Genomic DNA, 23,989 nt, shown 5'->3' on the forward strand with positions numbered 1-23,989 from the left:
GCGCGTTAATGAAATGTGAGTATACCCCGCACAATCGGTGAGCAGAAAGCCCCGCTGGTGCTGAACGTGGTCTGGCGAAAGGGAAATGCCGAAATAACGGGGGCCGCAGCCCCCGGAAAAACTGTCAGAGAATAATACTACCCAGACCAAATCCGAAAAGCACCGACAGGAATACACCAATGGTGCCAGGGATAAAGAACGGATGGTTGAAGACGAACCGTCCGATGCGTGTGGTGCCAGTGTCATCCATCTGCACGGCAGCAACCAAAGTCGGATACGTCGGCAGAATGAATAAACCGGAAACAGCGGCAAAAGAGCCGACTGCGGTCAGTGGTGATACGCTCAGCGCCAGCGCCATCGGTAACAGAGCTTTGGTGGTAGCCGCCTGCGAATACAACAGTGCAGAGCTGAAGAAGAAAATCAGCGCCAGCAGCCACGGATGCGCCTGAATGAGGGATCCTGCCGTTTCTTTGATCCAGCCAAGATTTGCCTGCACAAAGGTATCACCCAGCCAGGCCACGCCGAGGATACAAATACAGGCGCTCATGCCTGATTTGAACGTGCTGGAGGTCAGAATAGCGTCAGTATCAACGTGGCATAACAACGTGATAAGCGTGGCGACGCTGAGCATGATAATCAGAATGGCGCTGTTGGTGGTCATCACCGGTTGTGAGACCCAGCCCAGGCTTGGACTGTTTATCACCGCGTATCCGACCACGCCCAGAACGCCGAGCAGGAACAGCAACACCGAGAATTTTGCGCCGGGTTTGATTTCCATGACCTTATCGCCACGCAGCTCAATCAATCCTTCTTCATAACGTTTGAGATAAACCGGGTCGTTGGAAAGTTTGGAGTCAAAACACCAGCTGACAATCAGCGACATCACGACTACCGCCGCCAGCGTAGAGGGGATCATAACCATCAGCAGATGCAGATAACTTACTCCGTGATCTTCCATCGTTGACGCCATATAAACGACGGCAGCAGAAATGGGGGACGCGGTAATTGCAATCTGCGCCGCGACCACGGCAGTGGAAAGCGGGCGGCAGGGTTTGATTCCCTGTTCTTTCGCCACTTCGGAAATGACGGGCAGGGCGGAAAGTGAGATGTTACCGGTGCCGGCCATAATCGTCAGGAAATAGGTGACGATGGGGGCGAGAATAGTGATGTGTTTGGGATTGCGGCGCAGCAGTTTTTCGGTTTGCTGCACCAGATAATCCATCCCGCCCGCCACCTGCATGGTCGAAATCGCCGCGATAACCGCCATGATGATGGAGATAACATCAAAAGGGATGGTGCCCGGCTTGACGCCGACCAGCGCCAGCACCAGTACACCCAACCCTCCGGCGAAGCCGATGCCGATACCGCCCAGACGCGCACCGAGGAAAATCGCTGCCAGTACAATAATAAGCTCGATGATTAGCATGGTTGTCCGTCCATAATCCGGGTATTCCTTAAGGAATTGATAATTAATTGTTATGTAATTGTGGTGTCGCAAAAAGTAAAAAGGCCCGTTATTCCGCAGAACAACGAGCCTTTAAAAGGTCAGTAATTTAATCTGTTACTGTTCATTTTCATCAGTATAGCGTTTCGCTTTGTAGGCCGGATGCTTCAGGTTCTCGATAGAGAAAATGTCGTCCAGTTCGGCTTCTGTCAGCAGGCCGCGCTCAAGCACCACTTCTCTGACGCTTTTACCCGTTTCCGCACAAATTTTCCCGACGATATCGCCATTGTGGTGGCCGATGAACGGGTTGAGATAAGTGACGATACCAATAGAGTTAAAGACGTAGAACTCGCACACTTCTTTGTTGGCCGTAATGCCGTTGATGCATTTTTCCAGCAAGTTGTAGCAGGCATTAGTCAGGATATGCACTGACTCAAACATCGCCTGACCAATCACCGGTTCCATCACGTTCAGCTGTAACTGACCCGCTTCGGCAGCCATGGTAACGCACACGTCGTTACCGATAACTTTGAAGCACACCTGGTTTACCACTTCCGGAATTACCGGGTTAACTTTGGCCGGCATGATAGAAGAACCCGCCTGCAATTCCGGCAGGTTGATTTCGTTCAGGCCAGCGCGCGGGCCTGAAGAGAGCAGGCGCAGGTCATTACAGATTTTAGAAAGCTTAACCGCCAGACGTTTCAGTGAGCTGTGAACCATCACGTAGGCGCCACAGTCGGAGGTCGCTTCGATCAGGTCTTCTGCCGGTACGCAGGCCAGATTGCTGACTTCCGCCAGTTTCTCTACGGCCAGTTGCTGATAGCCTTCCGGTGTATTCAGACGTGTGCCGATCGCCGTCGCGCCGAGGTTAACTTCCAGCAGTAGCTCGCCGGTGCGCATCAGGTTGCGGGTTTCTTCTTTGAGCAGCACATTGAAGGCGTGGAATTCCTGACCAAGGGTCATCGGAACCGCATCCTGCAACTGCGTGCGTCCCATTTTAATGATGTTTTCGAACTCCACCGCTTTACGCTCGAAACCGTCACCCAGCTGAGAAATCGCATCAACCAGTTTCAGCAAAGAGGTGTATACGGCGATACGAAAACCGGTCGGGTAGGCATCATTAGTGGACTGGCACTTGTTCAGGTGATCGTTTGGATTAAGGAACTGGTAATCGCCTTTCTGGTGTCCCATCAGTTCCAGACCGATGTTCGCCAGCACTTCATTCGTGTTCATATTTACCGAGGTTCCCGCGCCGCCCTGATAGACGTCGATAGGGAACTGGTCCATGCACTTACCTTTATCAAGCACTTCGTCACACGCCTGAATAATGATATCCGCGATATGGCGCGGGATGGTGCGCAGTTCTTTGTTGGCCAGGGCCGCTGCTTTTTTCACCATTACCATGCCACGAACAAACTCAGGGACATCGCTGATCTTGGTGTTGCTGATATAGAAGTTTTCAATCGCCCGCAGGGTGTGAATGCCGTAATAAGCTTCTGCTGGTACTTCGCGCGTGCCCAGCAGGTCTTCCTCGATACGAATGGTGTTTGACATGAGAACCTTCTCTTCGGTACTAAACGAGTTATGCGATGTTTAAAATTATGTTACTTGCCGTGGTAAATTTAAAACGATCGACCGTTGTTTCGGCAACGAAGGCGATCATATGCTGCTTCAGGCGAATTGCACGTACTAAGATCACTATCCTGCCCTATGACTGTGCATGTTTTTAGTATCTGTGAGAATTCTCACAATTCATTCAGTGGCTCAATTAAATCAGGTCCGGTGCTTGAAATCACTGCGACGTAGCACCATCTCAGTGTAGACAGCCTGCATTTCTTTGAAAGCAAAGATCCTGAGCAGGCACTTATTTCTGGTTCCGGCGGTGTTATTCACGAGTTTTCGGAGCCTCATTACAAGGAGAATGCGGTGCGTTGGTTACCGTTATTACTGTTATTTTTGCTGGCCTACATTGAAATCACCTTATTTATTAAGGTGGCTGCGGTTGTTGGCGTCGCCACAACATTATTGCTGGTGGTGTTCACCTCCTGCGTGGGTGTTTCTCTGGTGAAAAATCAGGGGATGAAAACCTTTATGCAGTTGCAGCAAAAGCTGGCTGTAGGTGAAAGCCCTGCGGCTGAAATGGTGAAAAGTGTTTCACTGGTGATTGCCGGTTTCCTGCTGCTGGTGCCGGGCTTCTTTACCGATTTCCTCGGGTTGCTGCTGCTGTTGCCGCCAATCCAGAAACGCCTGACGTTAAAACTGATGCCTCACCTGAACATTGTCCGCTCTGGCGGGAACTGGGGAAGCAGCGCGCCGACAGGAAATACCTTTGACGGCGAGTTTCAGCGCACGGATGAAACTCCGGAGCGTCTGGTTTCACCAAAAAAAGATGACGACACAGAGCACCGCGATCGCTAATCTCTGTGGCCTTGATTGTTAAAAGATTGTTGGGAAGTGCTGCAAAGGTCATTTTTGAATGAACCGAGCATCGAAAGAAAAAGCGAAAATTTTTCTGTTCTTCCCCCTTGAAGGGCAAGGTATCGCCCCCATTAAACAAACCACGAGGCCAGGCAGACATTTGCCAGGCATTCAACCCTAAAAATAGAGTATGGACCCGCTCACAGGAGAGTTATCAATGAAAATTCGTCCATTGCATGACCGCGTTATCGTCAAGCGTAAAGAAGTAGAATCTAAATCCGCTGGCGGCATCGTTCTGACTGGCTCAGCTGCTGGTAAATCTACCCGTGGCGAAATCCTGGCTGTCGGCCATGGTCGCATTCTGGAAAACGGTGAAGTTAAAGCGCTGGACGTGAAAGTTGGCGACATCGTCATTTTCAACGACGGTTACGGCGTTAAAGCTGAGAAGATCGACAATGAAGAAGTGTTGATCATGTCTGAGAGCGACATTCTGGCAATCGTAGAAGCCTGATCGTCTCCCGATCCACTTTTTTCTGAACAGAACGAATTTAAGGGAAATTAACAATGGCAGCTAAAGAAGTAAAATTCGGTAATGACGCCCGTGTGAAAATGCTGCGTGGCGTAAACATCCTTGCTGATGCAGTAAAAGTAACCCTGGGCCCTAAAGGCCGCAACGTGGTTTTGGACAAATCTTTCGGCGCACCAACCATCACTAAAGACGGCGTGTCCGTTGCACGTGAAATCGAACTGGAAGATAAGTTCGAAAACATGGGTGCACAGATGGTGAAAGAAGTTGCGTCCAAAGCGAACGATGCAGCGGGTGACGGTACCACTACTGCAACCGTTCTGGCGCAAGCCATCATCACCGAAGGCCTGAAAGCTGTTGCCGCCGGTATGAACCCGATGGATCTGAAACGTGGTATCGACAAAGCGGTCATCCACGCGGTTGAAGAACTGAAAAAATTATCTGTCCCTTGCTCTGACTCTAAAGCCATTGCTCAGGTAGGTACCATCTCTGCTAACTCCGATGAAACTGTCGGTAAACTGATCGCAGAAGCGATGGAAAAAGTAGGCAAAGAAGGCGTCATCACTGTAGAAGAAGGCACCGGTCTGCAAGACGAATTGGACGTTGTTGAAGGTATGCAGTTCGACCGCGGTTACCTGTCTCCATACTTCATCAACAAACCAGAAACGGGTTCGATCGAGCTGGAAAGCCCGTTCATCCTGCTGGCTGACAAGAAAATTTCTAATATTCGCGAAATGCTGCCAGTACTGGAAGCCGTTGCTAAAGCCGGTAAACCACTGCTGATCATCGCTGAAGACGTTGAGGGCGAAGCCCTGGCGACTCTGGTAGTGAACACCATGCGCGGTATCGTGAAAGTGGCTGCGGTTAAAGCACCAGGCTTCGGCGACCGTCGTAAAGCTATGCTGCAGGACATCGCGACTCTGACCGGTGGTACCGTTATCTCTGAAGAGATCGGTCTGGAGCTGGAAAAAGCGACTCTGGAAGATATGGGTCAGGCTAAACGCGTTGTTATCAACAAAGACACCACCATCATCATCGATGGCGTTGGCGAAGAAGCCACCATTCAGGGCCGTGTTTCCCAGATCCGTCAGCAGATCGAAGAAGCGACTTCTGACTACGATCGCGAAAAACTGCAAGAGCGTGTGGCTAAACTGGCAGGCGGCGTAGCTGTTCTGAAAGTTGGCGCAGCGACTGAAGTTGAAATGAAAGAGAAGAAAGCTCGCGTTGAAGATGCCCTGCACGCAACTCGTGCTGCGGTAGAAGAAGGCGTAGTTGCAGGTGGTGGTGTTGCGCTGATTCGCGTTGCTCACACCCTGGCTAACCTGACCGGCGACAACGACGACCAGAACGTGGGTATCCGCGTTGCTCTGCGCGCAATGGAATCTCCACTGCGTCAGATCGTTGTGAACGCAGGCGAAGAAGCTTCTGTTATCGCGAACAAAGTCAAAGCGGGCGAAGGCAGCTTCGGCTACAACGCTTATACCGAAGAATATGGCGACATGATCGCAATGGGTATCCTGGATCCAACTAAAGTGACCCGTTCTGCTCTGCAGTACGCGTCTTCTGTAGCTGGCCTGATGATCACCACTGAGTGCATGATCACCGACCTGCCTAAAGACGATAAAGTCGATATGGGCGGCGCTGGCGGTATGGGTGGCATGGGCGGCATGGGCGGCATGATGTAATCATCATCCCCCTGCGCTTATCCGCAGGTACGCCCAGTCGGCCAGTAGTTTTGCTGTCTGACTTAACGTACTGAAGAAACCCGGTCTGAAAAGACCGGGTTTTTTTATTTGACCATTTTTTATCAGGTTCAGTAAGATAACTCTCATTGTCTCCGGCCTTTAACGTGTAGACTCATTTCTGCGTGGTTTTCGGATTTTTACCGATAGCGCAAACCTTGGGCATACGTGGCAACGGATGCCTAAGAGAGCCAGGTGTTTTCTGATAGGCTTTAGGTGATTACAAAAACAAATGGGGAAAGTGATGCGGATTAAAATGTTACTGGGCCTGTCAGCTATCGCGCTGCTTGCCGGGTGCAGTACCACTCATCAACTGGATGCAGCGGGCCAGCAGGTGAAATTCACGGATGACAAACCAGGCGCAAATTGTCAGCTGCTTGGTGAAGTCACTGGTGCCCAAAGCAACTGGTTCTCCGGTACCGGCGGTGACGGCAGCTCCATGCGTGGTGCAGCCAATGACCTGCGTAACAAAGCGGCAGCGATGGGCGGCAACACCATTTATGGTGCAAACAGCCCGACACAGAACTTCCTGTCCAGCTTTGCACCTGTTGACAGCAAAATGGTCGGCCAGGTTTATAAGTGCCCATAATCGGGCTGCACGCCGTTTAATTTCGTGAATGCCAGATAGAATAAAGGGATGCCAATGGCATCCCTTTTTGCATTTATTCCGGGGAAGAAGGGCGTATTAAGACTGCTTCAAGCGCAGATCCAAAATGGTTTTACTCGGCTCGCCGCCAATCTCGCGGGTGAGTTTAGGCACCATATATCCGGAAACCTTGCTCATCAGCCCCTTCATAATGACGCGCGCTTCGTCGTCGTTCACCATGAAATGCGCCGCGCCCTGAACTTTATCCAGCACGTGGATGTAGTAAGGCAAAATACCGGCATCAAATAACGCATTGCTCAATGCGGCTAGTACATCGGCAGAGTCATTCACTCCGCGCAGCAACACACTTTGATTAAGCAGCGTCACGCCGTGGCGTTTCAGTTTCGCCATGCTGGCGCGCAGGGCATCATCAATTTCATTGGCATGATTGATGTGCGTCACCATCAGAACCTGAAGACGTGATTTTTCAAGGCGTTGACAGAAAATATCGGTGATACGCGCAGGGATCACGACCGGCAAACGGGTATGAATTCGCAGACGCTTAATGTGTGCGATACCTTCCAGTTCGCCGATCAACCAGTCGAGTTCATGATCTTTGGCCATCAGCGGATCGCCACCGGAGAAAATAATTTCATCGAGTTCGGGGCGTGTGCGGATATAATCCAGCGCCTGAACCCAGTTGGCCTTATTTCCCTGGTTGTCCTGATACGGGAAATGACGGCGGAAACAGTAGCGGCAATTCACCGCACATCCGCCTTTCACCAGTAACAGGGCGCGATTGCTATACTTGTGCAACAGACCCGGAACAACGCTGCGTTGTTCATCAAGCGGGTCAGTGGTAAAGCCCGGCGCGGCGATAAATTCTTCGCGTGCGGTTAATACCTGAAGCAATAAAGGATCCTGTGGATCGCCCGGCTGCATGCGCGCGACAAACGCACGAGGCACACGAAGCGGGAACAAACGACGGGCTTCACGCCCACTTTGCAGCTCTGCATTGTCGTTAAGTGCCAGAAGAGTAAGCAGTTCATCCGGGTCAGTGATAACATCGCCGAGTTGATACAACCAATCTTCTCTAAATGGCGTGTTTAGGGTTACAATGTTTGCCATTTTTTGGCTAATACCAGTTTAAAATTAGAGGGCCATCATGGCGACTTATTCTAGCAACGATTTCCGTCCGGGTCTTAAAATCATGTTCGAGGGCGAGCCTTTCGCTATCGAAGACAGTGTGTTTGTAAAACCAGGCAAAGGTCAGGCTTTTGCGCGCGTTAAAATGCGTCGTCTGTTGACCGGTACCCGTGTAGAAAAAACCTTCAAATCTACTGACTCTTGCGAAGGCGCGGATGTTGTAGATACCAACATGACTTACCTGTACAACGACGGTGAGTTCTACCACTTCATGCACCCTGAGACTTTCGAGCAGCACGGTGTTGAAGCTAAAACCGTTTCTGAAGCGTCAAAATGGCTGCAAGACAACGCAGAATGTATCGTGACTCTGTGGGATGGTCGTCCTATCGCTGTTCAGCCACCGAACTTCATCGAAGCAGAAGTTGTGGAAACAGATCCGGGCCTGAAAGGTGATACCGCAGGTACCGGCGGCAAACCAGCGACCCTGAGCACCGGCGCTGTGGTTAAAGTGCCATTATTCGTGCAGATCGGCGAAATCGTCCGTTGTGACACCCGCTCTGGCGAATACGTATCCCGCGTTAAATAAGTTTCAATACTTATAACGTCGGATGAAAGCTGCCGCAGGTGAAAACCTGTCGCAGCTTTCAAGCCCCAACTTGTTGAATTGGATTGTGTTTACCATGTTGAAGAAGATGATGTTTATCGTAGTTTCAGTGATGTTGCTGGCTTCGTTATCCGGCTGCAACACGGTTCATGGTTTCGGTGAAGACATCCAGCATCTGGGTGGCGCTATTTCCAAAGCAGGCTGATCCCTTCAGCCTCGTTTTACCCACTGTCCTAAAATCCTGCCTGATTCCTTCTATATCCAGAAAGTTAGCTACACTTAAGGTGTCGTACTTTACATTCTCTTATAGGAAGGAAATTTATATGCTGAAGAAAAGTATCCTCGCTGTTTTGTCTGTTCTTATCCTGTCTTCTGCGTTAACTGCCTGCAACACCACGCGTGGCGTGGGTGAAGATGTCTCCGCCGGCGGGCAAGCGATCCAGAAAAGCGCGCAATAACGGCGAATGACGTGAAGTAAGCTGAAGTCTGCCTGCACTTTGATGCAGGCAGTGTTGTTTCTGGCGTCCGGAAAAAACCGGAATTAAGGCTGCTTCACCCACACCAGCTTGCTGGTATCGAATCCGTATTGCTGCGCGGTTTGCAGAAGATGTTGCTTCACGCTGTCGTCCAGCGTCGGCGTACGTGAGAGGATCCACAAATAGCTTTTATCCGGGCCGCAGACCAGCGCGTACTGGTAATCTTTGTCCAGCTCAATCACGTTATAGCCGCCATAAAACGGGCCAAAGAACGACACCTTGAGTGCCGCACGTGCGGTTGAACCGGTGAAATAACCTTTCCCCTCGCTTTCCTGCCATTTGTTCTTTTGCGGATTAAAACCGCGGTTGATGACCTTCACACCGCCATCGTCACGCAGGCTGTAATTGGCGGTGACACGCTCCAGCCCACTTTCAAAACTATGATCCAGTCTGGCAACTTCATACCAGGTACCAAGATAGCGGGTGAGTTCGAAGTTATTGACGACTTTGACGTCTTTCGGTGGTGTGACGCTGCAGGCAACAGACATCAGTGCTGTCACGATGATGCCGAGTTTTGACCAGATACGCATAAGTTTTCCTTCCTTAGGATGTTATCTAAGTCTAGGTAACAAAAAGGAAAAGGGAAATATAGGGATAACAATGAAATCAGCGGCCATAGAGTTGGCCGCTGGAAAGTATGATCTTCAGGGATCAGAGGCGGATCAGCGCGATTAAAGTGACGATGCTTAAGATCGTCGCCAGTCCGTAGAACACCCATTTTCCTGCCGGAACGTGGATCTTCAGGTCATGCATGGAGTGATGGATCCTGTGAAGCCCACACCAGATGGGCAGCACGATCATCAGCAACAGGAACAGACGTCCGATCCAGCTTTGCGCAAACGCCAGCACGCGCGGATAGCTCAGAGCGTCACCGGGGAAGAAACCCAGTGGCAGCAGGAAGCACACCAGCAGAATCATCACCGGCGCGAAAATCGCGCTCCACATACCGCCTGCACCAAACAGTCCCCAGAACACCGGCTCATCTGAACGTTTAGGAAGAGTATTTTTCATGTCGCCTCCTTAAAGAAACAGTGCGATGACGAGAACAACCAGCGTCACGACGATGGTCACGCCTCGGAAACCGGCGATGATTGGCTCCGGTCCCATTTTTTTACCTTTCACCATGACGATGGAGGCTTTTGGTGCCAGTTCGAACCAGGTTTTGGTATGCAACAGGGCCGCAAACAGGGCGATCAGGTTAATCAGCATGACCACCGGATTTTGCAGAAAATGCACAAAACCCGCCCAGCTTTCCGGCCCGTTACGTAACGAGAATATCCCTGCCAGCAGCAAAAGGCTGAACCAGACAGCCGGCACCGCCGTACCTTCGCGCAGCATGTAGAAACGGTAGAACGGTAAGCTTTTCCACCAGCTGGCTTTCATCTCACGCACATAGGGTTTACGTTTGCTGCCCGTACTTTGAGTCGTCATATTTTCCTCCCTCATTGCGGTCTCAGCCTCGCTATCATGAAGTCTTTGGCGCTTTCGACTTTGCCTTGCTGAATGGCTGCGGCGGGGTCTACGTGCTTCGGACAGACTTCGGAGCAATAACCGACAAACGTACAGCTCCAGACCCCGTTCTGACCGTTTAACTGCGGCATACGTTGTGCCTTGCCGTGGTCACGGTTATCGAGGTTGTAGCGGTGTGCCAGCGTGATCGCCGCCGGACCAATGAATTCCGGATTCAGACCAAACTGCGGGCAGGCGGCGTAACACAAACCACAGTTGATGCAGCCGGAGAACTGATGGTATTTCTCCATTTGCGCTGGCGTTTGTTTACCCGGGCCTTCACCGACGGTACGGGTATTGCCGATGATGTAGGGTTTAATGGCTTCCAGGCTTTCGATAAAGTGGGTCATATCAACCACCAGATCGCGCTCGACCGGGAAATTACCCAGCGCCTCAATCTGCATGCCCTGCGGATATTCCCTCAGGAAGGTTTTACAGGCCAGTTTCGGCACTCGATTGACCATCATTCCGCATGAGCCGCAAATCGCCATACGGCACGACCAGCGATAAGAAAGGTCAGCGGCCAGATGGTCTTTGATGTAGCCGAGGGCATCGAGCAGTGACGTTGTTTCATCGAAAGGCACGTCATACACCACCGGATGCGGCGCGCTGTCCGTTTCCGGGTTATAGCGCATGATTTCAACCTTCAGGCTGCGCATTTTAGCCACGTGATTGCTCCTTATCTTTTTTATCGTGAGTCTCAGATTCCCCGCCGTATACACGTTTTGCCGGTGGCAGCGTGGTAATTTTCACGTCACCATATTCCAGACGCGGAGCGGAATCTGGCTGATAAAAGGCCAGGGTATGCTTGAGGAAATTCACGTCATCGCGTTCGGTACAGCCTTCATCGAGACGCTGGTGCGCACCGCGTGATTCGCGACGATGCAGGGCGGAGTGCGCCATACATTCGGCCACTTCCAGACCATGCCCCAGTTCGATGGTGTACAGCAGATCGGTGTTGAAAACGCTGGAGGTATCCTGGATTTTCACCCGTTTGAAGCGTTCTTTCAGTTCGGCCAGCTTATCGATGGTTTTCTGCATCAGCTCGGTAGTGCGGTAAATCCCGCAGCCTTCTTCCATCGCCAGACCCATTTCATCACGGATGGCGGCCCAGCTTTCATCGCCTTCCTGTACCATCAGCGCCGCAACACGGTTTTCGATATCGCGAACCTGCGCGTCGAGCGCCACACTGTTGCCGGTGTCTTTGGCTTGAGCTGCGCGTTCTGCGGCTTTTTCACCGGCCATACGCCCGAACACCACCAGTTCTGCCAGTGAGTTTGAGCCGAGGCGGTTAGCCCCGTGCAGGCCGACTGAAGAACATTCGCCGACGGCAAACAGCCCTTTGATGCGGGTTTCACACTGCGCATCCGTTTCGATACCGCCCATGGTGTAGTGCGCGGTAGGGCGCACCGGGATCGGATCGGTAATCGGATCGACGCCGACGTAAGCTTTTGCCAGCTCACAAATGAACGGCAGACGCTCGCTTAATTTCTTCTCGCCCAGATGACGCAGATCCAGATACACCACGTCGCCACGGGGCGTTGAGATAGTGCGGCCAGCGCGCCACTCGTGCCAGAACGCCTGAGAAACTTTGTCGCGCGGACCCAGCTCCATGTATTTGTTTTTTGGTTCGCCCAGCGGGGTTTCCGGCCCCATGCCATAATCCTGCAAATAACGGTAACCGTCTTTATTGACCAGAATACCACCTTCACCACGACAGCCTTCTGTCATCAGAATGCCGGAACCTGGCAGGCCGGTCGGGTGATATTGCACAAACTCCATGTCGCGCAGTGGAATGCCGTGGCGGAACGCCATGCCCATCCCGTCGCCGGTGACAATACCGCCGTTGGTGTTGTAGCGGTAAACGCGTCCCGCGCCGCCGGTGGCCATGACCACTGCGTTGGCACGGATTTGTACGCGAGTGCCTTCCATCATATTGATGGCGACCACGCCGCGCACCTGGCCTTCATCAACCAGAATGTCGAGGACGAAATGCTCGTCGAAGCGTTTGATTTGCGGGTATTTCAGCGAGGTCTGGAACAGGGTGTGCAACATGTGGAAGCCGGTCTTATCGGCGGCGAACCAGGTGCGTTCGATCTTCATTCCACCAAAACGACGGACGTTGACTGAACCATCATCCTTGCGGCTCCACGGACATCCCCACAGCTCAAGCTGTGCCATTTCGGTCGGACATTGATGAACGAAGTGATCTACAACGTCCTGCTCACACAGCCAGTCGCCTCCGGAAACGGTATCCTGGAAGTGAAAATCAAAGCTGTCGTGATCTTGCGTCACCGCGGCAGAACCGCCTTCGGCAGCCACGGTGTGGCTGCGCATAGGGTACACTTTCGAAATCAACGCGATATTCAGGTTGGGATTGGCTTCCGCTGCGGCTATTGCTGCGCGTAAACCCGCCCCACCTGCACCTATAATTGCAATGTCGGCGTTAAAGGTTTGCACTGCATTCCTCCACTATCATCAATGAGATCGGGTTTGAAACACCCGCGAAAAGCTCTTCATTATCGAAGAGTTAGTGAACCCTGATGACATACAGGCACTGTCCCAGAGGCTAATATTCTTATTTTTTGTAAGGATATTATACCTAACAGGGAGTAGTGGTAATTTGATGTGGACGCGCATTTGGACTTTCTCTGCTGTACGCATCGCAAAATGAGATATTTGTTTGCCTGCGGGGATGCAGGTAGACTGCATGACTTTTCTGAATTCGGAGTAAATCACCATGAGCGAAACAGCAAGCTGGCAACCCAGTGCTCCCGTCGCCAATTTGTTGAAGCGTGCGGCTATCCTCGCTGAGATTCGACGTTTCTTTGCCGATCGCGGCGTACTGGAAGTTGAAACTCCGGCAATGAGCCAGGCCACGGTGACCGACATTCATCTGGTGCCGTTCGAGACGCGTTTTGTCGGGCCGGGTGCGGCTGATGGCATGACGTTGTATCTGATGACCAGCCCGGAATATCACATGAAGCGTCTGCTGGCTGCGGGCAGCGGACCGATTTATCAGATGGGACGCAGTTTCCGTAATGAGGAAGCGGGCCGTCATCACAATCCTGAATTCACCATGCTCGAATGGTATCGTCCGCGTTATGACATGTACCGCCTGATGAATGAAGTGGATGATTTACTCCAGCAGGTTCTCGACTGCGATACCGCCGAGACCCTTTCTTATCAGCAGGCGTTTACCCGCCATCTGAATGTTGATCCCCTGTCTGCCGATAAAACCGAACTGCGCGAAGCGGCGGCGAAACTGGATTTATCCAACATTGCCGATACAGAAGAAGATCGCGATACGCTGCTGCAGTTGCTGTTTACCATGGGCGTTGAGCCACATATCGGACGCGACAAGCCGACGTTTGTGTATCACTTCCCGGCGACCCAGGCGTCTCTGGCAGAAATCAGTACGGAAGATCACCGTGTCGCCGAGCGTTTCGAGGTGTATTACAAAGGCATTGAGCTGGCGAATGGTTTCCGTGAGCTGACCGATGGCCGTGAACAGCGTCAGCGTTTCGAGCAGGATAACCGCAAGCGTGCCGCGCGTGGCCTGCCGCAGCATCCTATCGATAACAATCTGCTGGATGCGTTAGAACACGGTATGCCGGAGTGTTCCGGTGTGGCGCTGGGCGTTGACCGCCTGATTATGATTGCGCTGGGTGCCGCCAACCTGAGTGATGTGCTGGCCTTCCCGGTCATGCGCGCCTGATACGCTTTTCTGTACAGTCCTGATCGCTCGGTCAGGACTTTTTCTCTTCTCATTTTGCCCCGTCATTGTGCAATCACGCCAAAATCGCGCATTTCATGAAACAAAAGTACCCAAATGGCGCATCGCTGATTTTAAAGTTTCAGTGTCAGGCTCTTGATGCTGAACCGCGCTGTCAGGGCATTCTCCCTGCCATAACTAAAATTTTTATGCTGCTGGCCTGATTTATGCATTACCGGATCATCACTCATCATCCGGAAAACCCGATATGTCAGAATCCAACGACAAAGAACTTCTTTATGGACTGGAAGAGCGCATTGCTCCGGCACCGGCATTTTTCACCGCCATCCAGCATGTGCTGGCCAGCGTGGTGGGTATTATCACGCCGCCGCTGATTATCGGCTCAGTGCTCGGGCTGAACGCGTATTTGCCCTATCTCATCAGTATGTCTTTGCTGGCGTCCGGCATCGGGACTTTTATTCAGGCCCGCCGGTTTATGTCAGTGGGCGCTGGGATGATTTGTCTGCAGGGCACCAGCTTTGCGTTTTTGGGGGTGATCCTCTCCGGCGGCATGATGGTGAAAGGGCGTGGCGGTTCGCCGGAAGACATCATGGCAATGATTTTCGGGGTGAACTTTGTTGCAGCATTTATTCCGCTGCTGGTCAGCCGGTTTATCGGTCAGATGCGCCAGGTTTTCACACCGCTGGTGAGCGGAACCGTGATCGCGCTGATTGGCATCAGCCTGATTAAAGTCAGCATCACCGACTGGGCGGGCGGACATGGCGCGGCGAACTTTGGCGCACCGGCCAATCTCGGGCTGGGCGCGCTGACATTGCTGGTGATTGTCGCCTGCAATCGTATCAATGTGCGCTGGCTGCGTCTTTCATCCATCGTTCTGGGGATTATTGTCGGTTGTATCGCCGCTGCACTCACCGGGCATCTGAGCGTGAAACCGTTGCAGGGCGACTGGTTTGCATTGCCACAACTGTTCCGTTTTGGTTTTAAGTTTGACTGGATTATTTTCGTGCCGATCGCGCTGGTTTCCTTTATCAGCATTCTGGAAGCCGTGGGCGATCTGACCGCCAACTGCATGTTGTCGCAGCAGCCGATAGAAGGGGAAAGCTTCCGTAAACGTCTTAAGGGCGGCATTCTGGCCGACGGTATCAGCTGTCTGATCGCTGCTGCATTTTCTTCGTTCCCTAATACGACCTTCGCGCAAAACAACGGCGTGATCCAGATGACCGGTGTCGCCAGCCGCTATGTCGGTATGTATATCGGCGCGGTATTGTTAGTGCTGGGCTTGTTTCCGTTTATCGGCGAAATCCTGCAGCAAATTCCAGCTCCCGTTCTGGGCGGCGCAACGCTGGTGATGTTTGGCAGCGTAGTCGCGGCGGGCATCCGTATCATGACGCAGTCACCGGTCGGACGTCGCGAAATGCTGATTATCGCTATCGCATTTGGCATCGGTCTGGGCATTGAAGCCGTGCCGGATGTGCTCAGCCAGTTCCCGCCAATCGTCGGCAATATCTTCGGTCATGCCGTGACCAGCGGTGGCGTGATGGCTATTCTGCTCAACTTACTGATGCCGGCAGAACGCAGCACAAGTGTTGTGGTGGAGGAAGTTAAGGTTCACTGATTTCCCGCGCGTTGCGCCCCTGGATCAGCAGACAGGGCATAACTGAGCTGACTCACTTTTTGAATTCACTGATCTTAAAAAGGAAGTCAGACATGTCAGAGCAATGCACGTGGATCAAGAATCCGCTGGCCGTTTTTACCGCGAATGATCTCGACGCCAGCGGCGGAATTGTTATCCAGGGGCAGAAAATCGTGGAATTGCTGGCCACCGGTCAGCAGCCTTCACATCCGGTGGATAATATCTTTGATGCCTCAGAATCTGTGCTGCTGCCGGGCCTCATTAATACTCATCACCATTTCTATCAGACACTGACCCGCGCCTGGGCGCCCGTGGTCAACGTGCCGTTATTCCCGTGGTTGAAAAAACTATATCCTGTCTGGGCGCGTTTGCAGCCTGAAGCGCTGGGGCTTGCCAGCCGTGTTGCGATGTCTGAACTGCTGCTTTCCGGTTGTACCACCACCACCGACCACCACTATCTTTTCCCGCAGGGGATGGAAGAAGCCATCGACGTGCAGGTGGATGTCGTGCGGGAGCTAGGCATGCGTGCCTTACTGACCCGCGGCTCGATGAGTCTCGGGGAGGAACAGGGTGGTTTGCCACCGGAGCAAACGGTGCAGTCTGGCGAGGTGATTCTGCGCGACAGCCAGCGCCTGATCGACCGCTATCATCAGCGCGGCGACGGGGCGTGGATGCAGATTGCGCTGGCTCCGTGCTCACCGTTTTCCGTCACCACCGACATCATGCGCGAAAGTGCGCAGATGGCGCAGCGCGAAGATGTCCGGCTGCATACGCATCTGGCGGAAACGCTGGATGAAGAGCAGTTTTGCCTGAAAATGTTTGGCCTGCGCACCGTCGATTATCTGGAAAGTGTCGGCTGGCTGAGCGACCGCACCTGGCTGGCGCACGGCATTCACTTTAACGACGATGAGATCCGGCGTCTGGGCGCGGCGGGCACCGGCATCTGCCATTGTCCGGTATCGAATATGCGGCTGGCTTCCGGCATGTGTCCGACGCGCGATCTGGAGGCCGCAGGCGTGCCGATCGGACTGGGTGTTGATGGTTCCGCTTCGAACGATGCCTCGAATCTGATGTATGAAGCGCGACAGGCGCTGTATCTGCAACGTCTGAAATATGGCGCAGAATATGTTACGCCTGAAAGAGTTCTGGGCTGGGCGACGCGCGGCTCGGCGAAACTTATCGGGCGCGATGATATTGGTCAGATTGCTGTGGGTAAACAGGCCGATCTGGCGTTGTTTAAACTCGATGAATTACGCTTTAGCGGCAGTCATGATCCCATCGCCGCGCTGTTATTGTGCGGCGCAGAGAAAGCCGATCGGGTGATGGTCGGCGGAAAATGGCGGGTTATTGACGGTGAAATTGTCGGCATGGATATCAAATCGCTGATCTCTCACCATCGCAAAGCGGCGGCAGCGCTGATAGCCGATCTCTGATTGACGTTATTAAAAAAGGGCAGAGGAATCTGCCCTTTTTGCTGTACTTATTACTGCTATACGTCGACTGTTACAAGTCACCCGGTGAGCGCGAGTTGTTACCGCTGCGTCCACTGCCGCTGCTGTTGGTAAAGGTCGCGTTATTGCCGTTTTGCGCACGATGCAGTGTTTCCATACGCACCTGGAATGGCGGGAACGGCAGGGTAATGCCGTGTTCGCGGAATCCGGACAGGATCAGCTGATGGATTTCATGGCGCAGCGGCATACGGTGCGCCATTTCAGCGGCGTGCATACGCAATTCGAAAATCTGGATCCCCTGCTGCAAATCGACCAGATAAGCTTCCGGCGCAGGCATATCCAGCACCAGCGAACAGCGGTGCGCCGCATTGAGCAGAATTTCCGTTACTTCATCGGTGTTGGCTTCCGACGGTGCCGGAACGGTCAGCACCACGCGGGTCACGGAATCCGACAGCGACCAGTTGATGAACTGCTCAGTAATAAAGGCCTTGTTCGGCACGATGATCTCTTTGCGGTCCCAGTCAGCGATCGTGGTGGCGCGGGTGTTGATCTTGGTGATGCTGCCGGTCAGATTACGGATCGTCACGGTGTCGCCGATACGGATCGGTTTTTCAAACAAGATGATCAGGCCGGAAATAAAGTTCGCGAAGATCTCCTGCAAACCAAAGCCGAGACCGACACCGAGTGCGGCGACCAGCCATTGTAATTTTGCCCATTCGATGCCGATCAGCGAGAAGCCGGTCAGGCCGCCAATCAGCAGCAGCACGTATTTGGTGACGGTCAGCACGGCATAACCGGTGCCTGGTGTCAGATCCAGATGTTGCAGCAAGGCCAGTTCCAGCAGCGCAGGCAGATTACGCACCAGCTGCGTGGTAATAATCAGCACCAGAATGGCGATCAACACCGATCCCAGCGTGATCGGCTGCATGCTTTCCACGCCCTGTACAGTGGAAGAAACCTGCCACAGATGGATATTCTCCAGGAACGAGAAGGCCGAGTGGATCTCAGACCACAGGAAGATCACCGAGATCAGTGCGATCAGCGTCAGCAGAGAACGAACGAGGCGCAGTGATTGCGCAGAGATCGCATCCAGATCGACCACCGGTTCTTCCACTTCTATCGTACCTTCGTTACTGGTGCTGACGTGGGTTGCATCTTCTTCGCCACGGGCGCGCTGATTCAGCATTTCTGCACGTCGCTGTTTGGCTCGTTCGAACGCGATACGGCGGCGCTGAATCAGCATCCAGCGGCGGATAATGTGATAAATCACCAGCAGGACGAACCAGATGGCGACCGAGGTTTCAAGACGCGCCAGCAGCGCCTGAGACGTCGCCAGATAGCCCAGTAACGAGGCCAGCGCAGCCACAATTGGCGCGCCCAGCAACATCCACCACAGCGTTTTATTGATGACGTTTTCGCTGTTACCTTTTTTATCGTGATACAGCGGTATACCAGCACGTTTCAGGCTGTGAGTCACCAGCGCCACGACCAGACACAGAATGACGAAGCATAAACGTCCGAGCGTATTGGAGAATTCGCGGTCATTCAGATTATCAAAAGTAATCAGCGCCATAATCAGCGGCACCATCACCCAGATCGACAGCGCGTAATAGCGTAGTGCGCGTGAAACGGCACGCTGTGGCCAGCCGAAATGCGCAACAAACAGTCCCTGAGGATGCGCCAGCGCGGCGCTGACCATAAACGCCCATAGAATGGGTAGCGTGGCGGTCACGCCATCCCCGATCGCCACCGCAATCGGATACGGCCAGGCACTTTGCAGCCCGAAGCCCAGTGCGGCCCATAAGACCGGCAGCGGCATAGCCACCAGAATCGACCAGAACACGGTGCGCATCGTCAGCGAGAAATGATCCTGCGTGACTTTGCCGACCCTGCTGCTGGCCCGTTCCAGGAACGCGTAATAGTGTTTGCGGGAACTGATGCTGATAATCACCAGAATCAGCGCGCCAAACAGCGGCAGCAGCGTTTCTTTACTGGTGACCATCATCATGGAAGCGCCACCAAGCTGGGTCAGTGAATCCAGCGACACCAGCCGTTTCAGGTCATGCGCGACCTGCACAGGATAAGAAATGCCGATAGCACTGACATCCGCCACCCAGAACAAATAACGGTGTGCGGCGTCATGGACATCATTCAGCGCCTCGACCAGCTGGCTGTTCGCCACTTTCAGTTTGGTCAGTTCAAGAATTTGGGTATCGCAGCCAGAGAGCAGGGAATTGAGCAAATCGCGCTGAGTCCGCAACTGGGCATCGAGAATTTTCTGCTGTGCTGCAGTCAGCGGTTTGCCGTCATCCTGCCGCGCCTGACGGTAAATCGGCTGTTTATCGAGTAAATCTTCATAGTGCAGACGCTGAACGCGCAGTTGTCCCATGTCGCGGTCAAGCTGCTGAGGCTTTGGCATATCAGGAAGACGTGCAACCTGCGCCCGCAGCGTTTCACCCAGAAGATTGGACGCGCCCAGCCACTGCGCCTGCTCGCGAATAGTATTAATCGCCTGACGCACCTGCTGGGTCTGAGCGGCAGCCTGACGCTGCTGGGATGAAATCAGATCCATCCTCTGCGCCTGCTGATTAAGTGCCAGCGACAACTCGCGGTTGGATTGCAACTGCTGGCCGATCGAATGGGGGAGTTCGCCACTCTGCTCGGCCAGCAGCTCGGTTTTCTCCAGCGCCTGTTCGGCTTCACGCTGGCGCTGATTATTGAGTGTATTGCGTAAAGCCTGTAATTGCTGATCCAGATAATCGGCGCGCTTTTTGTAGAGATCGGTGCGCATCCGCGACAGTTCTTGCCGGTTATTGGAAGAAAGCTGAGCCAGCTCAAGTTCATCGACTTTGGCTTTGCGCGCGGCAGATTCAGCCTGCAAGGCACTGAGTTGGGCCTGCGCCAGCGGGGAAGAAGTGGCTGCCGCCGTTGCCGCCTGCATCCGCTGCTCAATGTCACCGAGCGCATTACGGGCTTCGGATTGCTGTTGCGGGATCAGGCTGAGGGAATCGCTGATATCGCGCGAACGGTCCTGTTCCTGGCGTAACTGACGAGTTTCTTCCAGCTGCTGGCTGCTGACTTGCAGAATTTGCTGCTCGAGCTGTGCGGTGGGAATGTTCTCATCAACCGCTGGTGGTTTATCCGGCTGATTTTGTAATTCCAGACGCAGGGCCTGCGTCAGTTTTGGAAAGTCATCAATGACTCTTTGGTACTGTTCGGTGCGACCGGCTGAAACACTGGCTTCATGCAGCCAGTTGAGCGCGCTTTGCAGCGCCTCAACCACCTGTGTCTGATTGGCCATTTCTTTGTTGGCTTCCGCCTGTTTCAGTTCCTGTTTTAGCTGATCTTCAGTCGGCGCTGCACCCGCCATCAATGGCAGGGACAGCAATAAACTCATCAGCAAGGCGGGGATCAGGCGCACTCTGTCACATCCTTTTCTTAAGTTCTTTATGTCAGTTCTGTCTGAACTCAGTAGTCTTTAGGCGCTTGCGGTTCAGCTGTGGCCATACCTGGCGGTGTTTCTGCTGTGACAGGCGCTTCAGGTGCTACAGGCACTTCTGATACTTCAGGCGTTACGACAACAGGCTCTACGACAACAGTCTCTTTTGTGGCTGCGGCTGGTGTACGCAGGGCTTCGGCGAACGGTTCACCCATGCGGGTGACGGTGCCGCTTTTCAGATTTGGCATGAAACGAGTCTGATTGGCGGCAAACAGGTTGATCACGGTGGAACCCAGTTTAAAGCGGCCCATTTCCTGACCTTTTTCCAGTGCGATTGCCCCTTCTTCGCCTGCAGCCGGATAGGTCCAGCGCTTGATGATGCCTTCGCGCGGCGGCGTAACGCAGCCAGCCCAGACGGTTTCAATGCTGCCAACAATCGTTGCACCGACCAGAATCTGTACCATCGGGCCAAATTCAGTATCAAAGACGCAGATGACGCGCTCGTTACGGGCAAACAGATTTGGAACGTTAGCGGCGGTCAGCGGGTTCACAGAGAACAAATCGCCCGGCACATAAATCATTTCGCGCAGTACGCCGTCGCATGGCATATGCACGCGGTGATAATCGCGAGGTGCCAGATAAATGGTGGCGAACTGGCCGTCTTTGAACTGCTCAGCCAGCAGATAATTACCCGCCAGCAGCGCTTCTAAACTGTAAAAATGACCTTTCGCCTGGAACAGTTTGCCTTCGGTAATTGGCCCTAACTGGCTGACTGCGCCGTCGGCAGGCAGACAAAGCATATCCAGACCACTCACTACCGGACGTGCGCCATCGCGCAGCGGACGTACAAAGAATTCGTTGAATGTCGCGTAAGATTTCAAATCTGGATTTTGTGCTTCTTTCATGTCGACGTTATAAAAACGCGCAAACGCTTTAATCACCCAATGGGTCAGTGCGGCAGCGCGTTTATCTGCGCCCCAGCCTGCAAGACGGGTCAGTCCTTGTTTAGGAAGTAAGTATTGAAGTTTGATTTTGATACTGTCCAGCACGGGGAAAACCTCTTGGATGGTATGAATGACCGGCGTTACCGGCCATTTTGCAGGAAACCCTGAATTCTGTTCAGGGTCACGCAGTGTTGTATGGCGGAGGATTGTAACGGGGTGAAATCAACGGTTCAACTTCCGTTAACTTAAGCCGTTTGCCATTAACATGTTAATTCAATTAATTAGCATTAAAGCGCGTCAAAGTTTTTACGCGTTTTTACGTCTTCCATACTTTCCAGAATACGGTGGTAGTTGTCGAAACGTTCTTCGGCAATTTCGCCACGGTCTACGGCGTCACGGATTGCGCAGCCCGGATCACTGCCGTGTTTGCAGTCGCGGAATTTGCAGTAGCCAAGGAAAGGACGGAATTCGACAAAGCCCTGTGTGATTTGCTCTGGCGCGAGGTGCCAAAGACCAAATTCACGCACACCCGGGGAGTCGATAACGTCGCCGCCATGCTGGAAGTGATACAAACGTGCGGCGGTGGTGGTGTGCTGGCCCAGACCTGAGTTATCAGAAACTTCATTCACCACAATTTGTTTTTCATCCGGTGGCAGAAGGGCGTTCAGCAGGCTGGATTTCCCAACACCTGACTGACCTGCGAAAATACTGATGCGGTCGGTCAGCGCTTTTTCAAACGCCGGCATGCCTTCGCCGGTCTGGCTCGAAACTTCGAGCACGCGGTAATTGATATTGCGGTAGATATCCATCATGCCCCGAACGAATTTACGACCTTCGTCGTCGAGCAGATCGATTTTATTGAGCACAATCAGCGGCTCAACTTCAACGGTTTCACACGCGACCAGATAACGGTCGATAATGTTGAGCGACAGCTCCGGCAGAATGGCGGAGACAATGACAATCTGGTCAATGTTCGCGGCGATGGGTTTTACGCCATCATAGAAATCAGGGCGTGTCAGAACCGACGTGCGTTCATGTACCGCCTCGACGATACCTTTCACACTGGCGTTTTCCCCGGCGCGCCATACCACGCGGTCGCCCGTGACCAGAGAACGGATGGTCCGGCGGATATTGCAACGGTGCTGGCTGCCGTCGGCCGCTTCAACGTCCGCATGCATCCCGAAACGGCTGATGACCACGCCGTCCTGCGGTTCGCCATGCAGAGAATCGTCCAGCTCTTTCCGTTTGTCGGTCTGTGTCAGACGACGCTGATGGTTAGTCTGAACGCGACGTTGTTGCCCTTTTGACAGTTTTGACTTAGTCACTGCGCCTCACTTGACTGGCTTTAATCGCTCGGTGCGACCAAAACGACTATGATACCAGCTATTTTATATTAAATGCCCGAATGACGGAGATCTCCGTCAACTCTCTACTTGTAACAGGACACATCATGGCTGCAAATGACTCGAACTTAATTTGGATCGACCTGGAAATGACCGGTCTGGATCCTGAACGTGACCGTATTATCGAGATTGCGACGCTGGTTACCGACGCGCATCTGAACATTCTGGCCGAAGGGCCGGTGATGGCGGTACATCAGTCTGATGCTCAGCTGGCGCTGATGGATGACTGGAATGTGCGCACCCACACCGGCAGCGGTCTGGTTGAACGCGTAAAAGCCAGCACATTTGATGACAATGCGGCGCAGCAAAAAACCATCGAGTTCCTGCGCGAGTGGGTTCCGGCGGGTAAATCGCCGATTTGTGGCAACAGCGTGGGCCAGGACAGACGTTTCCTGTTTAAGTACATGCCGGAACTGGAAGCGTATTTCCATTACCGTTATCTGGATGTCAGCACGCTCAAAGAGCTGGCGCGTCGCTGGAAGCCGGAAGTGCTGGGCGGCTTTAAGAAGCAGAATACCCATCAGGCGCTGGACGATATCCGTGAATCCGTGGCTGAGTTGGCGTATTACCGCGAACATTTCATCCAACTTTAAGCGTTCTTGAAAATACCTGAAATCTTTTTTGTTACGCCGCGGAACACGAAATCACCGTGTTTCGCTGATTAAATCACCGACTTGATGGTTTAATCGGCACTTGAACGAAAAATTCATTTTTTTGCTTTCAGGGGCTTGCGGCAGAAAGGATTTCTCGTATAATGCGCACCCCGTACCGATGAAGAATTCGTTGAGTGCGCAGAGCGGGAATAGCTCAGTTGGTAGAGCACGACCTTGCCAAGGTCGGGGTCGCGAGTTCGAGTCTCGTTTCCCGCTCCA

At 53.1% G+C, this 23,989-nt stretch carries 22 protein-coding genes and 1 tRNA gene; 12 read left to right on the plus strand and 11 right to left on the minus strand.

All coding sequences use genetic code 11. The features are described 5' to 3' along the window. Positions 1-124 precede the first annotated feature (124 nt). The gene (locus D5398_RS23945; protein ID WP_120509859.1) at positions 125-1,426 is read right to left on the minus strand and encodes an anaerobic C4-dicarboxylate transporter; all 1,302 of its coding nucleotides are present in this window, start codon (positions 1,424-1,426) and stop codon (positions 125-127) included. Positions 1,427-1,561: 135 nt separating this feature from the next. Continuing rightward, positions 1,562-2,998 (minus strand): aspartate ammonia-lyase, encoded by a 1,437-nt coding sequence (aspA, locus tag D5398_RS23950; protein WP_112289751.1) that lies wholly within the window; start codon positions 2,996-2,998, stop codon positions 1,562-1,564. A 372-nt stretch (positions 2,999-3,370) separates the two neighbouring features. Between aspA and D5398_RS23955 the strand changes: the two genes are divergently transcribed. The 4 genes from D5398_RS23955 (at position 3,371) to D5398_RS23970 (ending at position 6,719) form a co-directional block, all read left to right on the plus strand. Then, complete coding sequence (locus D5398_RS23955; protein ID WP_120509860.1) at positions 3,371-3,862, plus strand: FxsA family protein; 492 nt, start codon at positions 3,371-3,373, stop codon at positions 3,860-3,862. Between the two features lie 217 nt (positions 3,863-4,079). Continuing rightward, the gene (locus tag D5398_RS23960; RefSeq protein WP_009636718.1) at positions 4,080-4,373 is read left to right on the plus strand and encodes a co-chaperone GroES; all 294 of its coding nucleotides are present in this window, start codon (positions 4,080-4,082) and stop codon (positions 4,371-4,373) included. 53 nt (positions 4,374-4,426) lie between these two features. Continuing rightward, complete coding sequence (groL, locus tag D5398_RS23965; RefSeq protein WP_120134208.1) at positions 4,427-6,073, plus strand: chaperonin GroEL; 1,647 nt, start codon at positions 4,427-4,429, stop codon at positions 6,071-6,073. A gap of 301 nt (positions 6,074-6,374) precedes the next feature. Further along, positions 6,375-6,719, plus strand: coding sequence for a DUF4156 domain-containing protein (locus tag D5398_RS23970; RefSeq protein ID WP_120134227.1), 345 nt, complete (start codon positions 6,375-6,377; stop codon positions 6,717-6,719). A gap of 96 nt (positions 6,720-6,815) precedes the next feature. Here D5398_RS23970 and epmB read toward each other — a convergent pair whose 3' ends face one another. Next, positions 6,816-7,844, minus strand: a complete 1,029-nt coding sequence (gene epmB / locus D5398_RS23975) for an EF-P beta-lysylation protein EpmB (protein WP_120509861.1) — start codon at positions 7,842-7,844, stop codon at positions 6,816-6,818. A 37-nt stretch (positions 7,845-7,881) separates the two neighbouring features. Here epmB and efp point away from each other — a divergent pair, with 37 nt between their 5' ends. The 3 genes from efp (at position 7,882) to D5398_RS23990 (ending at position 8,924) form a co-directional block, all read left to right on the plus strand. After that, the gene (efp, locus tag D5398_RS23980; RefSeq protein ID WP_120509862.1) at positions 7,882-8,448 is read left to right on the plus strand and encodes an elongation factor P; all 567 of its coding nucleotides are present in this window, start codon (positions 7,882-7,884) and stop codon (positions 8,446-8,448) included. A gap of 94 nt (positions 8,449-8,542) precedes the next feature. After that, positions 8,543-8,671: an entericidin A/B family lipoprotein gene (locus D5398_RS23985; RefSeq protein WP_013573743.1), complete on the plus strand. Its 129-nt coding sequence runs from the start codon at positions 8,543-8,545 to the stop codon at positions 8,669-8,671. Positions 8,672-8,789: 118 nt separating this feature from the next. Next, positions 8,790-8,924, plus strand: a complete 135-nt coding sequence (locus D5398_RS23990; RefSeq protein ID WP_120134205.1) for an entericidin A/B family lipoprotein — start codon at positions 8,790-8,792, stop codon at positions 8,922-8,924. 83 nt (positions 8,925-9,007) lie between these two features. Here D5398_RS23990 and blc read toward each other — a convergent pair whose 3' ends face one another. The 5 genes from blc to frdA all read right to left on the minus strand — a co-directional run bounded on the left by blc (position 9,008) and on the right by frdA (position 12,971). Next, entirely contained in the window at positions 9,008-9,532 is a 525-nt protein-coding gene (blc, locus tag D5398_RS23995; protein WP_120509863.1) for an outer membrane lipoprotein Blc, read from the minus strand. 121 nt (positions 9,533-9,653) lie between these two features. After that, the gene (gene frdD, locus D5398_RS24000; protein ID WP_120509864.1) at positions 9,654-10,013 is read right to left on the minus strand and encodes a fumarate reductase subunit FrdD; all 360 of its coding nucleotides are present in this window, start codon (positions 10,011-10,013) and stop codon (positions 9,654-9,656) included. 9 nt (positions 10,014-10,022) lie between these two features. Continuing rightward, the gene (gene frdC / locus D5398_RS24005; protein ID WP_120509865.1) at positions 10,023-10,433 is read right to left on the minus strand and encodes a fumarate reductase subunit FrdC; all 411 of its coding nucleotides are present in this window, start codon (positions 10,431-10,433) and stop codon (positions 10,023-10,025) included. Between the two features lie 11 nt (positions 10,434-10,444). After that, complete coding sequence (locus D5398_RS24010; protein ID WP_415838543.1) at positions 10,445-11,170, minus strand: succinate dehydrogenase/fumarate reductase iron-sulfur subunit; 726 nt, start codon at positions 11,168-11,170, stop codon at positions 10,445-10,447. 1 nt (position 11,171) lies between these two features. Continuing rightward, on the minus strand, positions 11,172-12,971 hold the full coding sequence (gene frdA, locus D5398_RS24015) for a fumarate reductase (quinol) flavoprotein subunit (RefSeq protein WP_120509867.1): 1,800 nt from the start codon (positions 12,969-12,971) through the stop codon (positions 11,172-11,174). A 280-nt stretch (positions 12,972-13,251) separates the two neighbouring features. On the opposite strand from frdA, the gene epmA reads away from it, so the two are divergent. The 3 genes from epmA (at position 13,252) to D5398_RS24030 (ending at position 17,313) form a co-directional block, all read left to right on the plus strand. Further along, positions 13,252-14,229, plus strand: a complete 978-nt coding sequence (gene epmA, locus D5398_RS24020; protein ID WP_120509868.1) for an elongation factor P--(R)-beta-lysine ligase — start codon at positions 13,252-13,254, stop codon at positions 14,227-14,229. A gap of 265 nt (positions 14,230-14,494) precedes the next feature. After that, complete coding sequence (locus D5398_RS24025; RefSeq protein WP_120509869.1) at positions 14,495-15,862, plus strand: nucleobase:cation symporter-2 family protein; 1,368 nt, start codon at positions 14,495-14,497, stop codon at positions 15,860-15,862. Between the two features lie 92 nt (positions 15,863-15,954). After that, the gene (locus D5398_RS24030; RefSeq protein WP_120509870.1) at positions 15,955-17,313 is read left to right on the plus strand and encodes an 8-oxoguanine deaminase; all 1,359 of its coding nucleotides are present in this window, start codon (positions 15,955-15,957) and stop codon (positions 17,311-17,313) included. A gap of 70 nt (positions 17,314-17,383) precedes the next feature. Here the strand turns inward: D5398_RS24030 and mscM are convergent, their stop codons facing one another. The 3 genes from mscM to rsgA all read right to left on the minus strand — a co-directional run bounded on the left by mscM (position 17,384) and on the right by rsgA (position 23,039). Continuing rightward, positions 17,384-20,752, minus strand: coding sequence for a miniconductance mechanosensitive channel MscM (gene mscM / locus D5398_RS24035; RefSeq protein ID WP_120509871.1), 3,369 nt, complete (start codon positions 20,750-20,752; stop codon positions 17,384-17,386). Positions 20,753-20,799: 47 nt separating this feature from the next. Beyond that, positions 20,800-21,819, minus strand: coding sequence for an archaetidylserine decarboxylase (gene asd, locus D5398_RS24040; protein WP_120509872.1), 1,020 nt, complete (start codon positions 21,817-21,819; stop codon positions 20,800-20,802). 182 nt (positions 21,820-22,001) lie between these two features. Continuing rightward, on the minus strand, positions 22,002-23,039 hold the full coding sequence (gene rsgA / locus D5398_RS24045; RefSeq protein ID WP_120509873.1) for a small ribosomal subunit biogenesis GTPase RsgA: 1,038 nt from the start codon (positions 23,037-23,039) through the stop codon (positions 22,002-22,004). A gap of 125 nt (positions 23,040-23,164) precedes the next feature. On the opposite strand from rsgA, the gene orn reads away from it, so the two are divergent. After that, positions 23,165-23,710 (plus strand): oligoribonuclease, encoded by a 546-nt coding sequence (orn, locus tag D5398_RS24050; protein ID WP_120509874.1) that lies wholly within the window; start codon positions 23,165-23,167, stop codon positions 23,708-23,710. A 203-nt stretch (positions 23,711-23,913) separates the two neighbouring features. Next, positions 23,914-23,989: transfer RNA gene (locus D5398_RS24055), tRNA-Gly, on the plus strand.

The organism is Rahnella bruchi, from assembly GCF_003614975.1.
In the GTDB taxonomy this organism is placed as follows: domain Bacteria; phylum Pseudomonadota; class Gammaproteobacteria; order Enterobacterales; family Enterobacteriaceae; genus Rahnella; species Rahnella bruchi.

What these genes read in the sequence shown, in the direction of transcription:
- D5398_RS23945 (WP_120509859.1), bottom strand. Translation starts at nt 1,426, where the DNA reads ATGCTAATCATCGAGCTTATTATTGTACTGGCAGCGATTTTCCTCGGT.
- aspA (WP_112289751.1), bottom strand. Translation starts at nt 2,998, where the DNA reads ATGTCAAACACCATTCGTATCGAGGAAGACCTGCTGGGCACGCGCGAA.
- D5398_RS23960 (WP_009636718.1), top strand. Translation starts at nt 4,080, where the DNA reads ATGAAAATTCGTCCATTGCATGACCGCGTTATCGTCAAGCGTAAAGAA.
- groL (WP_120134208.1), top strand. Translation starts at nt 4,427, where the DNA reads ATGGCAGCTAAAGAAGTAAAATTCGGTAATGACGCCCGTGTGAAAATG.
- D5398_RS23970 (WP_120134227.1), top strand. Translation starts at nt 6,375, where the DNA reads ATGCGGATTAAAATGTTACTGGGCCTGTCAGCTATCGCGCTGCTTGCC.
- epmB (WP_120509861.1), bottom strand. Translation starts at nt 7,844, where the DNA reads ATGGCAAACATTGTAACCCTAAACACGCCATTTAGAGAAGATTGGTTG.
- efp (WP_120509862.1), top strand. Translation starts at nt 7,882, where the DNA reads ATGGCGACTTATTCTAGCAACGATTTCCGTCCGGGTCTTAAAATCATG.
- D5398_RS23985 (WP_013573743.1), top strand. Translation starts at nt 8,543, where the DNA reads ATGTTGAAGAAGATGATGTTTATCGTAGTTTCAGTGATGTTGCTGGCT.
- D5398_RS23990 (WP_120134205.1), top strand. Translation starts at nt 8,790, where the DNA reads ATGCTGAAGAAAAGTATCCTCGCTGTTTTGTCTGTTCTTATCCTGTCT.
- blc (WP_120509863.1), bottom strand. Translation starts at nt 9,532, where the DNA reads ATGCGTATCTGGTCAAAACTCGGCATCATCGTGACAGCACTGATGTCT.
- frdD (WP_120509864.1), bottom strand. Translation starts at nt 10,013, where the DNA reads ATGAAAAATACTCTTCCTAAACGTTCAGATGAGCCGGTGTTCTGGGGA.
- frdC (WP_120509865.1), bottom strand. Translation starts at nt 10,433, where the DNA reads ATGACGACTCAAAGTACGGGCAGCAAACGTAAACCCTATGTGCGTGAG.
- D5398_RS24010 (WP_415838543.1), bottom strand. Translation starts at nt 11,170, where the DNA reads ATGCGCAGCCTGAAGGTTGAAATCATGCGCTATAACCCGGAAACGGAC.
- epmA (WP_120509868.1), top strand. Translation starts at nt 13,252, where the DNA reads ATGAGCGAAACAGCAAGCTGGCAACCCAGTGCTCCCGTCGCCAATTTG.
- D5398_RS24025 (WP_120509869.1), top strand. Translation starts at nt 14,495, where the DNA reads ATGTCAGAATCCAACGACAAAGAACTTCTTTATGGACTGGAAGAGCGC.
- D5398_RS24030 (WP_120509870.1), top strand. Translation starts at nt 15,955, where the DNA reads ATGTCAGAGCAATGCACGTGGATCAAGAATCCGCTGGCCGTTTTTACC.
- orn (WP_120509874.1), top strand. Translation starts at nt 23,165, where the DNA reads ATGGCTGCAAATGACTCGAACTTAATTTGGATCGACCTGGAAATGACC.